Origin of the sequence: Marinobacter zhanjiangensis, from assembly GCF_014651935.1 — a bacterium.
Lineage (GTDB): Bacteria > Pseudomonadota > Gammaproteobacteria > Pseudomonadales > Oleiphilaceae > Marinobacter > Marinobacter zhanjiangensis.
On the sequence record NZ_BMXV01000009.1, the window covers coordinates 22,738 to 36,523 of the forward strand.

13 protein-coding genes are annotated in these 13,786 nt (G+C 61.9%); 11 read left to right on the forward strand and 2 right to left on the reverse strand.

Going from position 1 to position 13,786, the window contains the following annotated elements:
- The first annotated feature begins 125 nt into the window (after window positions 1–125).
- From dksA to pgi, 10 genes are all read left to right on the forward strand, one after another.
- Entirely contained in the window at window positions 126–566 is a 441-nt protein-coding gene (gene dksA, locus IE079_RS16665) for an RNA polymerase-binding protein DksA (protein ID WP_189577990.1), read from the forward strand.
- A gap of 58 nt (window positions 567–624) precedes the next feature.
- A complete protein-coding gene (gene gluQRS / locus IE079_RS16670) occupies window positions 625–1,506 on the forward strand; it encodes a tRNA glutamyl-Q(34) synthetase GluQRS (RefSeq protein ID WP_189577991.1) in 882 nt (293 codons plus the stop codon).
- 97 nt (window positions 1,507–1,603) lie between these two features.
- On the forward strand, window positions 1,604–1,780 hold the full coding sequence (locus tag IE079_RS16675) for a hypothetical protein (RefSeq protein ID WP_189577992.1): 177 nt from the start codon (window positions 1,604–1,606) through the stop codon (window positions 1,778–1,780).
- Window positions 1,770–4,733 (forward strand): sensor histidine kinase, encoded by a 2,964-nt coding sequence (locus IE079_RS16680; protein WP_308427787.1) that lies wholly within the window; start codon window positions 1,770–1,772, stop codon window positions 4,731–4,733. The genes IE079_RS16675 and IE079_RS16680 overlap by 11 nt, the downstream gene beginning before the upstream one ends.
- 8 nt (window positions 4,734–4,741) lie before the next feature.
- Window positions 4,742–6,142 carry a sigma-54-dependent transcriptional regulator gene (locus tag IE079_RS16685; protein WP_189577993.1) on the forward strand — a complete coding sequence of 467 codons (1,401 nt, stop codon included), beginning with the start codon at window positions 4,742–4,744 and terminating at the stop codon, window positions 6,140–6,142.
- Window positions 6,143–6,941: 799 nt separating this feature from the next.
- Window positions 6,942–8,303 carry a polynucleotide adenylyltransferase PcnB gene (pcnB, locus tag IE079_RS16690; protein WP_189577994.1) on the forward strand — a complete coding sequence of 454 codons (1,362 nt, stop codon included), beginning with the start codon at window positions 6,942–6,944 and terminating at the stop codon, window positions 8,301–8,303.
- On the forward strand, window positions 8,300–8,818 hold the full coding sequence (gene folK / locus IE079_RS16695; RefSeq protein WP_189577995.1) for a 2-amino-4-hydroxy-6-hydroxymethyldihydropteridine diphosphokinase: 519 nt from the start codon (window positions 8,300–8,302) through the stop codon (window positions 8,816–8,818). The genes pcnB and folK (IE079_RS16695) overlap by 4 nt, the downstream gene beginning before the upstream one ends.
- A gap of 92 nt (window positions 8,819–8,910) precedes the next feature.
- Window positions 8,911–9,702, forward strand: a complete 792-nt coding sequence (panB, locus tag IE079_RS16700) for a 3-methyl-2-oxobutanoate hydroxymethyltransferase (RefSeq protein ID WP_189577996.1) — start codon at window positions 8,911–8,913, stop codon at window positions 9,700–9,702.
- Window positions 9,702–10,550 carry a pantoate--beta-alanine ligase gene (gene panC, locus IE079_RS16705; protein ID WP_189577997.1) on the forward strand — a complete coding sequence of 283 codons (849 nt, stop codon included), beginning with the start codon at window positions 9,702–9,704 and terminating at the stop codon, window positions 10,548–10,550. Before panB ends, panC begins: the two co-directional genes overlap by 1 nt.
- Before the next feature lie 24 nt (window positions 10,551–10,574).
- Complete coding sequence (gene pgi, locus IE079_RS16710) at window positions 10,575–12,224, forward strand: glucose-6-phosphate isomerase (protein ID WP_189577998.1); 1,650 nt, start codon at window positions 10,575–10,577, stop codon at window positions 12,222–12,224.
- A 7-nt stretch (window positions 12,225–12,231) separates the two neighbouring features.
- Here the strand turns inward: pgi and folK (IE079_RS16715) are convergent, their stop codons facing one another.
- Entirely contained in the window at window positions 12,232–12,729 is a 498-nt protein-coding gene (gene folK, locus IE079_RS16715) for a 2-amino-4-hydroxy-6-hydroxymethyldihydropteridine diphosphokinase (protein ID WP_227712570.1), read from the reverse strand.
- Window positions 12,726–13,085: a dihydroneopterin aldolase gene (gene folB, locus IE079_RS16720; protein ID WP_189577999.1), complete on the reverse strand. Its 360-nt coding sequence runs from the start codon at window positions 13,083–13,085 to the stop codon at window positions 12,726–12,728. The genes folK (IE079_RS16715) and folB overlap by 4 nt, the downstream gene beginning before the upstream one ends.
- Window positions 13,086–13,192: 107 nt before the next feature.
- Here folB and plsY point away from each other — a divergent pair, with 107 nt between their 5' ends.
- Window positions 13,193–13,786, forward strand: a complete 594-nt coding sequence (gene plsY, locus IE079_RS16725; RefSeq protein ID WP_189578000.1) for a glycerol-3-phosphate 1-O-acyltransferase PlsY — start codon at window positions 13,193–13,195, stop codon at window positions 13,784–13,786.

Genomic DNA, 13,786 nt, shown 5'->3' on the forward strand with positions numbered 1-13,786 from the left:
CCCGCATAAGATCTGCTACTTTCCGCAGATTCCCGAGGAGCCGTGAGGTTCCTGTTTCAGACGGGCGCAGCACACAAGCAACAACACTGCGCCCTTTTGGAGTTTAAATAGAGAGGCCGGGTCACATGGCAAATACCGCAGAACAGACACGCGAGCGTTTTACCAACTTCACCCCTTATGAAGTCAGCAAGGGTGAAGAATACATGAGCCCCGAGATGCTGCAACACTTCCGCGGCCTGCTGATGCAGTGGCGGCAGGAGCTCATGGAAGAAGTCGACCGCACCATGCATCACATGCAGGAAGATGCAGCAAACTATGCCGACCCAAGCGATCGTGCGTCCCAGGAGGAAGAGTTCTCTCTGGAGCTTCGCACCCGTGACAGGGAACGCAAACTGATCAAGAAGATCGACAAGACCATCGACCGTATCGACAAGGACGACTATGGCTTCTGCGACCAGTGCGGTGTCGAAATCGGCATTCGTCGCCTGGAAGCCCGGCCTACCGCCACCCTGTGTATCGACTGCAAGACCCTGGCCGAGATCCGCGAGCGCCAGACCGGCATCTGATACCGCCAGACCGACATCGACGTGAGGGTCAACCGGCCCTCACGCAGGAATGCCTTCCATGACTGCTACCGGGTATCGCGGGCGTTTCGCCCCCTCACCCACTGGCCCCCTGCACTTCGGCTCACTGGTTACCGCTCTTGCCAGCTACCTGGAAGCCCGCAGCCGCAACGGCCAGTGGCTGGTGCGGGTCGAAGATCTCGACCCCCTGCGGGAGAGTCCGGAGGCAACCGAACACATCCTGCACAGCCTGGCACGGCATCAGCTGCACCGGGATGGCGAAGTCCGCTACCAGTCGACCCGGCTTGAGATTTACCGGCAACTGGCCGACCGGCTGGTGGAGCAGGGCCGGGCCTACTACTGCGGCTGCTCCCGCAAGGAGCTGAAGGCCAACGAAGGGCATCACCCCTTTCACTGTCGTAGCGGTGGCCCCCTGCCCCCGGACCGGCCCCTGGCCATCCGCTTTGCCCTCAATAACGAGAACGCCCAGTGGCACGACCGGATTCTTGGTACTCAGCACCAGAGCGTCCGGGCCGAAGTGGACGATCCGGTGATTATCCGCAAGGAGGGCTTTGTCGCCTATCAACTGGCCGTGGTGGCGGACGACATCGACCAGGGCATCACCGATGTAGTACGGGGATCAGACCTGCTGGAGACCACCGCCCAGCAACGTCAGATATGCCTGGCCCTGGCGGGCACCGCCCCCGGCTGGGCCCACATTCCCGTGGTGCTCAACAACCAGGGCCAGAAACTGAGCAAGCAGAACCATGCTCCGGCGCTGGACGACAGCCAGCCAGGGCAGAACCTGTGGCATGCGCTGTGCGCTCTTGGCCAGCAGCCACCGCAGACGCTGCGAGGTGATACGCCTGCACGGATACTGACCTGGGCCATTGAGCATTGGTCGCTGGAGCGGATTCCCCTGCAGCACACCCGGGAGCCGTGAAATCAGCCATCACGGGCCGGAGCAAACACCAGCAACCTGACAGTTACCCCTGGCCCATGGTATAAACCCCGGAATCAACGGCCCGGATAAACATCTGATGTATATCTATCGCCTGGTTTTTCTGCTGGTTCTGGCTGTTTATATCTTTTCACCCAACATCCTGGACTGGTGGGTATCGCCGGATAATGCCTGGTACTCCCCCTACCTCTTCTGGAGCAGCCTGATTGCCGTTGGTATCTGGCTGGAATGGCAACGGGATCCCAATGAGTTTTAGCCTGCCTGTATTGGTTGTCATCAGTCTGGGTTACCTGCTGACGCTGTTTGGTATCGCTTATGCCACCGAGCGGGGCCGGCTGCCCGGGCGCTGGGTGCGCCACCCCCTGGTCTATACACTCAGTCTCGGCGTCTATGCCGGCACCTGGGCCGTCTATGGTGCGGTCGGGGTAGCCGCCGAATATGGTTACGGCTTCCTGGCCTATTACCTGGGCATCAGCGGTGCGTTCCTGCTGGCGCCGGTGCTGCTGAACCCGATCATGCGTATAGGCCGGGCCTACCAGCTCACCTCACTGGCCGACCTGTTCGCCTTCCGTTACCGAAGCCAGTGGGCCGGCACTCTGGTCACACTGACCTCCGGCATTTCGCTGATGGCCCTGCTGAGCATGCAGATCAAGGCAGTGGCTGACAGCGCCAACCTGCTGACACCGGACGCGTCGCCGGAGGTGATCAGCATCCTGTTCAGTATTATCGTGGTGCTGTTTGCTATGCTCTTCGGCTCCCGCCGGGATCAGGCATCAGGCAGTCACCAGGGGCTGGTGGTCGCCATTGCCTTCGACTCCATCGTCAAACTCGGCGCGATGCTGTTGCTGGGGGGCACCATCCTGTTCTCGGTGTTCGATGGCCTCGGCGGGCTTGAGGAGTGGCTGGCGATGCCGGCGCCGGGCGTCAGTGCATTGAGCCTGAGCGTCGACGATGGCAGCTGGCGGGCATTGATGCTGATGTCCTTTGCCGGTGCCCTGGTGCTGCCGCACATGTACCACATGATCTTCAGCGAGAACCCCAGCCCCCGATCCCTGTCGCGGGCAAGCTGGGGGCTGCCGCTCTACCTGTTATTGCTGGCTCTGCCGGTACCGCTGATTCTCTGGGGCGGCATGGCCCTGCCGGTGAGGGACGAGCCGGCACTCTATGCCATCAGCACCGCCCAGGCCCTGGGCAACCCGTGGCTGACCATACTGATGTATGTCGCCGGCCTGTCCGCCGCCAGCGGGTTGATGATTGTCAGCACCCTGGCCCTGGCCGGCATGGTACTGAACCATGTGGTACTGCCGTTGCGCACCCCCCGGGACCAGCAGGACATCTACCGCTGGCTGCGCTGGACCAAGCGCATCCTGATCGCGGTGATCATCTTTGCCGCGCTGCTTTTCCACGAACTGCTGGGGCGTGACCTGGACCTGTCCACCCTGGGCATTCTGGCCCTGTCCGGCGTGCTGCACTTGCTGCCCGGGGCCCTGGGCGTGATCTACTGGCCGGAAGGCAACCGCAAGGGCCTGATCAGTGGCCTGCTGGCCGGCCTGTTCCTGTGGGCGATCACCCTGGTACTGCCACTGTCCCATACCGCCGATCCGCTGAGCTGGGTGTCGATGCTGCCCGTTGACCCGGAATACGACAACTGGCACATCTTCACCTTTATCAGCCTCGGGGTGAACGTTGTCATCTTTGCCCTGGTGTCCATCATCAGCCCCACCAGCCCCGAGGAAACCGGGGCGGCCCAGGCCTGTTCACTGGGTGCCCTGTCCCGGCCGCAACGGCGGGAACTGATTGCCGCGTCGTCCGCGGATTTCGTGCGCCAGCTCTCAGAGCCCCTCGGTTACACCGTGGCCAAACGGGAAGTGGTGCGGGCCCTGGAACAGCTGGAGTTGCCACCGGTGGAATACCGACCGTACCAGCTACGGCGACTGAGAGACCAGATAGAGATCAACCTGTCCGGCCTGATGGGGCCGTCCGTGGCCCAGGACCTGGTGCAGCGTCACCTGGGCTTCAAACCCATGGCCAGCAGCCGCACAGCCCAGGACATACAGTACGTGGAACGGGCCCTGGGGGAGTACGAAAACCGGCTGACCGGCCTTGCCGGCGAACTGGACAACCTGCGGCGTCACTACCGGCAGACCCTGCAGAACCTGCCCATTCCCGCCTGCTCGGTGGGCGATGACGGAGAAGTCCTGATGTGGAATCAGGCTATGGCGGAGCTCACCAGCATCTCCGCCGACGAGATAGTGGGCGCCCGCCTGCAGGCTCTGCCCTCGCACTGGCGGAGCCTGCTGGAAGAGTTCGTGCTCGGGCCCGACCTGCGCCGTTACAAGCACCGGCTGGACCTGAAGGGGCGCCCCCACTGGCTGAACCTTCACAAGGCAGCGCTGGCTGGCCCGGACCACGCCGAAGGTGGCAGCATCATCCTGGTGGAAGACCAGACCGAAACCCGGCTGCTGGAAGACGAGCTGATGCACAGCGAGCGGCTGGCATCGGTGGGCCGGCTGGCTGCCGGCGTGGCCCATGAGGTGGGCAACCCGGTCACCGGCATTTCTTCTCTGGCCCAGAACCTGAAGCTGGAAACCGACAACCCCGACATTCTGGAAACCGCGGACCAGATTCAGCAACAGACGAGACGCATCTCCAATATTCTGCAGTCGCTGATGAATTTCGCCCGCACCGGCAACCACGCCCAGGCCAACCGCTATGAGCCGGTGCAGATCCGCCGCTGCGTGGATGAATCCGTGAACCTCTTGTCCCTGAGCGACACGGGCCGCAGGCTTGACTACATCAACGAGTGCCCCGAGGATCTGATGATCCTCGGTGACGAGCAACGGCTGGTGCAGGTGTTTGTCAACCTGCTGGCCAATGCCCGGGACGCGTCACCGGAAGGTGGGCGCATCAGGATCAGTGGAAACCGCGACGAATACTCCGCTATCATCGAGGTCACCGATCAAGGTACCGGCATACCCACTGAACAGCTCGACCACATCTTCGAGCCCTTCTATACCACCAAGGGCGCCAGCCAGGGCACGGGCCTTGGGCTGTCACTGGTGTACAGCATAGTCGAGGAACACTACGGCACCATCAATGTGGAAAGCCCCGCCGACGCCCAGAGCGGGCGTGGTACTCTGGTGCGGCTGAAACTGCCCGCCTACGAAGCCGACGACGACAGTGGTGAAGGGGATTACCAGGAGTCATGACAGAGACGATGCATCGAATACTGATTGTAGAAGACGAAGAGATCATCCGCGCGGCTCTGCGCAAGCTGCTCCAGCACAATGGCTATGAGGTAGCCGTGGCCGACTCGGTCGAAGGGGCCACCGGCGAATATGATCTCGACGCGTTTGATCTGATCATCTCCGACCTGCGCCTGCCCGGGGAAGCCGGCACCAGCCTGATTGGCCACGCTCCGGGGGTGCCGGTACTGATCATGACCAGTTACGCCAGCCTGCGCTCGGCGGTGGACTCCATGAAAAAAGGCGCTGTGGAATACATCGCCAAGCCCTTCGACCATGACGAAATGCTCTCTGCGGTGGCAGGTATCCTGGCGGAAAACACCCGTGCGGCCACACCCGGTGAGCAGGAAGCCAGCGGTACCGACAGCTCTGGCAGCGACCCGGCAGACATCATGTACGGGCAATGCGCGGCCATGCAGCGGGTATTTACCCTGATTCGCAAGGTCGCCCCCACGGAAACCACCGTGCTGATTCAGGGTGAGTCCGGCACCGGCAAGGAACTGGCCGCCCGCGCCCTGCATCTGCTGTCACCGAGGGCCAGCCACCCGCTGATTTCGGTTAACTGCGCCGCGATTCCGGAAAGCCTGATCGAGTCGGAACTGTTTGGTCATGAGAAGGGTGCCTTCACTGGCGCGGTTTCAGCCCGCACCGGCCTGGTTGAAGCCGCCGACGGCGGCAGCCTGTTCCTGGACGAGATCGGGGAACTGCCCCCTGAAGCCCAGGCGCGACTGTTGCGGGTATTACAGGAAGGAGAGATCCGCAAGGTGGGGTCCACCCAGAGCCGCCAGGTCAGCGTGCGCATGATTGCCGCCACCCACCGCAACCTGAAGGCCATGACCCGCACCGGCGAGTTCCGGGAAGACCTGTACTACCGCCTGAACGTGATGCAGATCCGCATTCCGCCCCTGCGGGAACGCCAGGGCGATGTCCTGGGCCTGTCCAAACGTTTTCTGGCACGACAGGCAGACCGGATGGGCAAACCCGGCCTCAGCCTGACCCCGGAAGCCATGAAAGCCATGGAGCGACACCGCTGGCCAGGCAACGTGCGGGAGCTGGAAAATGCCATAGAACGGGCTTCCATCCTGGCCGATGGCGATGTTATCGCCCCGGATCAACTGGACCTGGACATTGAAACAGGCGATGACTACAACATACCCAGCAGTCTCGTGGAGGGTGACAACGAGCAGACGCCACCGCCTTCACGGGAGGCAGACTCGGGCAGCGACCTGTCACTGGAAGATTACTTCCAGCACTTTGTGTTGGAGAACCAGGACCGCATGAGCGAAACCGAGCTCGCCCAGAAGCTGGGCATCAGCCGAAAGTCCCTTTGGGAGCGCCGCCAGCGCCTGGGCATCCCCCGCAAGAAGAGCTGACCCCCTACCTTTGCCTCCTGCCCCCTCGACCTGCAATCGTTATGGGAGTGTTACCCAGGTGTTACCGCACCGGTAACACTTGAGGTGTTACCCAGTGTTACCGCACGAAACACAAGATAATGGATAACCGAGACATGAGTAACACTAAGCGCGGGGTTTTTATTCCCAAAATCCATTAAAAATTTCTAATATGTTGTTTTTAAAGACTTTGGTAAAACTGGCACGCGCACTGCAATACCTTTGGTGCACAACAACAAAAACAATGTGACAACGCAGCGCCACAACAAAAACAAAAAGCTGCAGAAAAAGCGCCCGGCAACAAGAACAACAACAGGGCGTGAGCGAACTGAGTGTTTTGGGTACTGAGCTTTTTAGTGGTGCCCTGGCTTGTGAGAGCTGCAGTCGTAGAGAAGAAACGCCCTTGAGGTGTCGCTACAACTGCTGAAAGTGATCATGCAGTCACTACCGCTCTCTGTGTTCAAAGCGTTCCGTTTGCAGGATTGAAGGCCTCCAATGAGGTCAAAGCAGGCAAATGACCTGCCAACAATAATAACCGCAACAACAAAAACAATGCAGATCGTCTAATCTTACAGGGCGGGTTCGCAACAGCGTTCCCGCCTTTTGATTTTCTGGCCCTCCCCCACCGGTAACAGACGCCAACATGGGCAAATCCTGCGCAAACCGTTAAACTCTCCCTCCTGCGAGGATGGCGCCGGCCAAAAGACCGCGTCCGTCCAGCCAACGTCAAACCACGGTCAGCCCCGGAGCCGGGCCACCAACAAGCAGTTCATGGATTTCAATGCTGAGAAACATACAGAAAAAAGTTCGCGCCCTGTTTCCCTCGAAAGCCCCGGCGAGACCGGTCTACCAGCGTCGGGAAATCCCGAGGGACCAGCACAACGTGTCACGCTCGATGATCAGCGAGCCGGCAAAGAAGGTGCTCAACCGCCTCAACAAGGCGGGCTTCGAAGCCTACCTGGTGGGCGGCGGCGTCCGTGACATCCTGCTGGGAGAACAGCCCAAGGATTTCGATATCGCCACCGACGCCACGCCGGAGGAGGTGCACGAACTGTTTCGCAACTCCCGCCTGATCGGTCGACGCTTCCGCATTGTCCATGTACTGTTCGGCCGCGAAGTCATCGAGGTGACCACCTTTCGCGGCAACGCCGGCAATGACGACGCGGATGATGACGATGACCGCAAGACCAACGAGCATGGCCTGCTGTTGCGGGACAACGTTTACGGCAACCAGCAGGAAGATGCCCTGCGACGGGACTTTACCGTCAACGCCCTGTACTACTGCATCCGCGATTTCACCATCGTTGATTACGCCGGCGGCGTCGAAGATCTGGACAACCGCCAGCTGAGACTGATCGGCGACCCGGAAACCCGCTATCGCGAGGACCCGGTACGTATGCTGCGGGCGGTGCGCTTTGCCGCCAAACTCGGTTTTACCATCGAACCCGTCACCGAAGCACCCATTCGCGAACTGGCTCCGCTGCTGACTCATATCCCCCCCGCACGCCTGTTCGAGGAAGTACTCAAACTGTTTTCCGCCGGCTATGGGGAGGCCACCTGGTACCTGCTGCAGCAGTACGACCTGCTGGCCCCCCTGTTCCCGGAGACAGTCCGCGCCATTGACGAGGGCCAGCCGGATGAGCTGATCGTCAAGGCCCTGCAGAACACCGACGACCGGCTTCGGCAGAGCAAGTCGGTGACGCCCTACTTCATGTTTGCCGCCCTGCTCTGGCCCGCCCTGCAGGCGGAATGGCAGCGTCGACAGGACAATGGCGAACCGGCACAGCCGGCACTGCATCAGTCCATTGGCAAGGTAATTGGCCGGCAGGTGCAGGCCATTTCCATCCCCAAGCGCTTCTCGGGCCCGATGAAAGAAATCTGGGAATTGCAGATGCGCCTGCCCCGGCGCCAGGGCAAGCGGGCCTACGCGATCATGGACCACCCCAGGTTCCGGGCCGCCTACGACTTCCTGCTGGTGCGGGAAGCGGCCGGCGAGATCGAGCCCGGGCTCGGCCAGTGGTGGACGGATTTCCAGGCCGCGGATGACCGTGAGCGTGAGCGGATGCTCAGCCAGCTGGGCCAGCAAGGGCCGCGCAAGCGTCGTCGGGGTCGCAAGCCGGCCAGCCAGAGGCAAGACGGGTGAGCAGACAGGTCGAGGCCTGGATCGGGCTCGGCAGCAACCTGGAGGAGCCACTCCAGCAACTGGCCAGCGCTGTCACCGGCCTGGCCATGCTGCCCCGCACCACCCTGCTCAGCCAGTCTCCTTTCTACCGCAGTCGCCCCATGGGCCCCCAGGACCAGCCGGATTTTGTCAATGGCGTGGCCCTGCTGCAGACCAGCCTGCCGGCGGAATCCCTGCTTGACGAGCTACAACAGCTCGAGCAGCAACATGGCCGGGTTCGCGAACGACACTGGGGCCCTCGAACCCTGGACCTGGACCTGCTGCTTTACGGTCGCGAAACGCTGAATACCGAGCGCCTGACAGTGCCTCACCCCGGCATCCCCGACCGGGACTTCGTGCTGCGCCCGATGCTGGACATTAACCCCGGGGTGACACTGCCGGATGGCCGCAGGATCGACGAGCTTCTTGCGCTATGCACTGACAGCCATCTGCAGCGACTGGAACCGCCCCTTGCCTCGTCATCGCGCCACCATTAACCTTGGTGAATGCCCGGAAAAGCTACTTGCGATAAGCTTCAGGGATTGCAACGCTCAACCTGCCACATCATTCCAGTAAAGGCGTCTTATCTATGGCCGTTACCATCAACACCCTGCGAGACTACAAGGACAAGGGCGAAGCCTTTGCCGTGCTCACCGCCTATGACGCGGCGTTTGCCCAGGTTGTCAGCGAAGCCGGTGTCGACGTCATCCTCATAGGCGACTCACTGGGCATGGTCCTGCAGGGCAACGACAGCACCCTGCCGGTCACCCTCGAGGAAATGTGCTATCACACCCGCTGTGTGGCCGCCGGTAACCAGGGCGCGCTGATCATGGCCGACATGCCCTTCATGAGCTACGGCACCGTCCCGGATGCCCTGGACAACGCGGCGGAGCTGATGCGCGCCGGCGCCCATATGGTCAAGCTGGAAGGCAGTGACTGGATGAAAGAAACCATCACCGCCCTCAGCGAGCGGGGCGTGCCGGTCTGCGCCCACCTGGGCCTGACGCCCCAGTTCGTCAACAAACTGGGCGGCTACAAAGTGCAGGGTCGCGACGAGAAACAGGCGGAACTGATGATTGAACACGCCAGTGACCTGGTGGCCTCCGGGGCCGATGTCATCCTGTTGGAATGCGTACCAGCTCCCCTGGCGGCCCGCATTACCCAGGCGGTCCAGGCGCCGGTGATCGGCATCGGTGCCGGTAAGGACACCGACGCCCAGGTGCTGGTGCTCCACGACATGCTGGGCATTCCGGAAGGTCGCAAGGCCAAATTCGTCAAGAACTTCCTGGCCGAAGGCGGCAGTATTCCCGGCGCGATCGAGGCCTACGTCAAGGCTGTTCGTGACCGCACTTTCCCCGGCGAGGAGCATACGTTCAAGTAATGCGTACCGTACATACTATCAAGGAACTCAGGGCGGTTATCCGCAGCTATCGCACTCAGGGCAAACGGGTGGGCCTGGTACCCACCATGGGCAACCTGCACAAGGGCCACCTGGCGCTGGTTCGCCGGGCCCGGGAAGCGTCGGATGTGGTGGTCACCAGCATCTTCGTCAACCCCATGCAGTTCGGCGCCGGCGAGGACCTGGATGCCTATCCCCGCACCCTGGCGGACGACCAGCGCAAGCTGGAGGCCGAGGGCAACACCCTGCTGTTTGCACCCACGGTGCAGGACGTATACCCGGATGGTCTCGCCCGCCAGACCCAGGTGGTAGTGCCGGAGGTCAGTGAAGGCCACTGCGGGGCCAGTCGTCCCGGTCACTTTGATGGCGTCGCCACGGTGGTGACCATGCTGTTCAATATGGTGCAGCCGGACGTCGCCGTGTTCGGTGAAAAGGACTACCAGCAGCTGGCCGTCATCCGCAAGTTGGTGCAGGACCTGTTCATCCCGGTGGACGTCATCGGCCTGCCCACCATGCGGGAGACCGACGGACTGGCCATGAGCTCACGCAATGGCTATCTTTCCTCCAGCGAACGCAAAGTGGCACCTGCCTTGCATCGAGTACTGTCAGAGACGGGCAAGTCCATTGCCGAAGGCAATGACGACTTCGCCACCCTGGAAGCTACCGCCCGTGAAAAGCTCATCGCCGAAGGCTTGCGACCGGACTACTTCAACATCGTCAACAGCCTCACCCTGAAACCGGCAACACCCGGAGACCGCCAGATTACTGCGCTGGCGGCGGCTTTCCTGGGAACAACACGATTGATAGATAACCTGTCAGTCGAACGCTAACGCCCTGCAGCGAAAGGAAGCGATATGACAACGGAAGGCTCACCGCTGGTGTGGAAACCGGAATGGCAGGCCCTGCGAGAGCATCAGGCCGCTCTGACGGACACCCATATGCGAGCACTGTTCCGGGACGACCCGGAGCGGTTCCACCGCTTTTCCATTCAGGCCGCCGGACTGCGGCTGGACTACTCAAAGAACCGCATCAACCATGACACTCTGCCCCTGCTGACCGCCCTGGCCCGCGCCTGCGGGTTGCCGGACGCCACCGAGGCCATGTTCTCCGGCACCGCCATCAACAACACCGAGAACCGCCCGGCCCTGCATACCGCTCTGCGCGCGGCCGCGGGCAGCGACATCCGTGTCAGCGGTGAGAATATCGTGCCGGAAGTACAGGCGACCCTGGACCGAATGGAATCCTTTGTCGAACGGGTCCATGGGGGTGAACTGACAGGGTTCCGGGGCGATACCCTGACCGACATCGTATCGATCGGTATTGGCGGCTCGTATCTGGGGCCCCGCATGATCACCGAGGCGCTCAAACCGCTGGCCCGGGAAGGCATACGGTGCCACTACGTGGCCAATATCGACGGCACGGATATCAGCGAAGTGCTGCGCCAGGTAAGGCCGGAAACCACCCTGTTCCTGGTACAATCGAAATCTTTCAGCACCCAGGAAACCCTGGCCAACAGCCAGCTGGCCCGGCAGTGGCTGCGGGATAACGGTGCCAGTGACACCGACCTGGGGCACCATTTTGTAGCCGTCACCGCCAATGCCGCCGCAGCCAGGGAATTCGGCATTCACGACGATGCCATTTTTCCCATGTGGGACTGGGTGGGCGGCCGCTATTCCCTCTGGTCCGCCATCGGCCTGCCCATTGCCCTGACCCTGGGCATGGACCATTTTCGCCGTCTGCTGGCCGGCGCCCGGGCCATGGACAATCATTTCCGCCATGCTCCACTGCAGGACAACATGCCAGTGGTGATGGCTCTGCTGGGCGTCTGGTATGTGAATTTCTGGGGCGCAGACAGCCATACCATTCTCACCTACGACGAATACCTGAAGAACCTGCCCAACCACCTCCAGCAACTGGACATGGAAAGCAACGGCAAGCGGGTTGATCGTGATGGCCGGCCCGTGGACTATGCGACCGGTCCGGTCATCTGGGGCGGGGTCGGCGCCAATGGCCAGCACGCTTACCACCAGCTGCTGCATCAGGGCACCGTGCTGTCACCAGCGGATTTCATCATCCCCCTGAACAGCCACAACCCGGTCGCCAACCACCACGCCACCCTGTTCGCCAACTGCCTGGCCCAGAGCCAGGCGCTGATGCAGGGCAAGACCGAAGATGAGGCGCGCACAGAGCTTCAGGATCAGGGGCTGCCTGCCGACGAGGTGGACCGGCTGGCGCCCCACAAGGTCGTCCCCGGCAACAAACCGTCGAATACCCTGGTGTTCGACAAGGCGTCGCCGGAAACCATTGGCGCCCTGGTGGCGCTTTATGAGCACCGCACCTTCGTCCAGGGAGTAATCTGGAATCTGAACTCGTTCGATCAGTGGGGGGTTGAACTGGGCAAGCAACTGGGCAAACCCATCCTGCAGCAGCTGAACGAGGGGATCACCGATGTGGCACTGGACAGCTCCACCGCCGGACTGATGAAACTGTTTCGGGGCGAATGACGGGCGCCTATGGCCAGCGGAAGTCCACGGGCCATAGTTTCTGATCACTCCGGTAGGACTGCCACAGCTCGCGGTAGGTGCGCCCGTCGACCGGGTGCCGGCAGCCTCCCGCCAGGTCCGCCAGAGGTCTCAGCACGAAGGCATTGAGCAGGATTTCCTCACGCGGGATATCCACCCCGTCGCGGGGCTGGCCCAGGTCACCGTAGGTGAGGATATCCAGATCGAGCGTGCGGGGGCTGAATCGGCGGGCATTGGCCTGGCAGCCATGATCCGTTTCGATCGATTTCAGGCAGCGGCTCAGTTCGGCCACGGTCTTGCCCGTGCGGACGCCGACCACCAGGTTAAGGAACGGTGAGCCATCGAAGCCCACAGCCTCGCTTTCATAGACGGGCGACACCTGCAACTCGCCGAACTCCCGCGCCAGCGCATTCAGGCCGGCGCGAATATATCGCTCCCGGTCGACATTACTGCCCACTCCGATAAAAACCTGCACCATCCCGCTCATCGCCAGTCACCACGCTGGATACGCACGCCCACCTGATGAGCTGCTGGCACCGCCCCGGGTTTCCACAGGGTCAGACGGAGCGCCGGAACAGCGAAGGCTTCCATCAGATCGGCGGCCAGCTTTTCCGCCGCGGTCTCCAGTAATGCCGGCTGGCAGCCCTCGAAGAAGCTCTGCACATGCTCACTCACGGCGGCATAGTCCAGCGCCTGGCGAACCTCATCGGAAGCGGCGGCGGGGCGGTTATCCCAGGCCATTTCCAGATCCACCCGCAGCTGCTGGCGAATCTCCCGCTCCCAATCATAGACACCAATCACCGCCTCCACGACCAGGCCTTCGATCAATACGCTGTCGGTCAAAGCGTTCCGTCTCCAGATTTAGCTATTTGCTGATTGAACCGTTGCTGGCAACGGGATAAGGTCGGTGGTTTCAGACTTCAGGTACTGCACGGATATCCCGACCAACCATGGATGTAGCCAGCCACCCCATTCTGTTTATTGCTATCTGCGCCCTCGCCTACCTGCTGGGCTCGGTACTGTTTGCCATTCCCATCTGCCAGCTATCGGGACTGTCAGACCCCCGCGCTCTGGGTTCCCGCAACCCCGGTGCTACCAATGTCTACCGCAGTGGCGGACCGCTGCCCGCCATCATCACCCTGCTGCTGGATGCGCTGAAAGGCGCAGCACCGGTGTGGCTGGCGCAGCAGTTCGGCTTTTCCGTATTCGCCCAGGCCATGGTTGCCCTGTGCGCGGTCACCGGCCATATGGTACCGGTCTGGTACCGTTTCCAGGGCGGCAAGGGCGTGGCCACAGCCCTGGGATCCGGCCTGGTGCTGGCACCGCTGACCACTTCATTGCTGGCGCTGATCTGGCTGCTGGTGCTGTGGCGCTGGCGGATCTCCGCCCTGGCCTCGGTCATCGCGCTCGGCTCCGGCCCGGTCATCAGTGCCCTGCTCGAACCGGAAACCCTGCCCATGTTCGGCCTGCTGGCCATTGTCATCGTGATACGCCACCGCAACAACCTGATACGCCTGGCACAGGGCCGCGAGAGCCGGTTCTAG

What these genes read in the sequence shown, in the direction of transcription:
- dksA (WP_189577990.1), top strand. Translation starts at nt 126, where the DNA reads ATGGCAAATACCGCAGAACAGACACGCGAGCGTTTTACCAACTTCACC.
- gluQRS (WP_189577991.1), top strand. Translation starts at nt 625, where the DNA reads ATGACTGCTACCGGGTATCGCGGGCGTTTCGCCCCCTCACCCACTGGC.
- IE079_RS16675 (WP_189577992.1), top strand. Translation starts at nt 1,604, where the DNA reads ATGTATATCTATCGCCTGGTTTTTCTGCTGGTTCTGGCTGTTTATATC.
- IE079_RS16680 (WP_308427787.1), top strand. Translation starts at nt 1,770, where the DNA reads ATGAGTTTTAGCCTGCCTGTATTGGTTGTCATCAGTCTGGGTTACCTG.
- IE079_RS16685 (WP_189577993.1), top strand. Translation starts at nt 4,742, where the DNA reads ATGCATCGAATACTGATTGTAGAAGACGAAGAGATCATCCGCGCGGCT.
- pcnB (WP_189577994.1), top strand. Translation starts at nt 6,942, where the DNA reads ATGCTGAGAAACATACAGAAAAAAGTTCGCGCCCTGTTTCCCTCGAAA.
- panB (WP_189577996.1), top strand. Translation starts at nt 8,911, where the DNA reads ATGGCCGTTACCATCAACACCCTGCGAGACTACAAGGACAAGGGCGAA.
- panC (WP_189577997.1), top strand. Translation starts at nt 9,702, where the DNA reads ATGCGTACCGTACATACTATCAAGGAACTCAGGGCGGTTATCCGCAGC.
- pgi (WP_189577998.1), top strand. Translation starts at nt 10,575, where the DNA reads ATGACAACGGAAGGCTCACCGCTGGTGTGGAAACCGGAATGGCAGGCC.
- folK (WP_227712570.1), bottom strand. Translation starts at nt 12,729, where the DNA reads ATGAGCGGGATGGTGCAGGTTTTTATCGGAGTGGGCAGTAATGTCGAC.
- plsY (WP_189578000.1), top strand. Translation starts at nt 13,193, where the DNA reads ATGGATGTAGCCAGCCACCCCATTCTGTTTATTGCTATCTGCGCCCTC.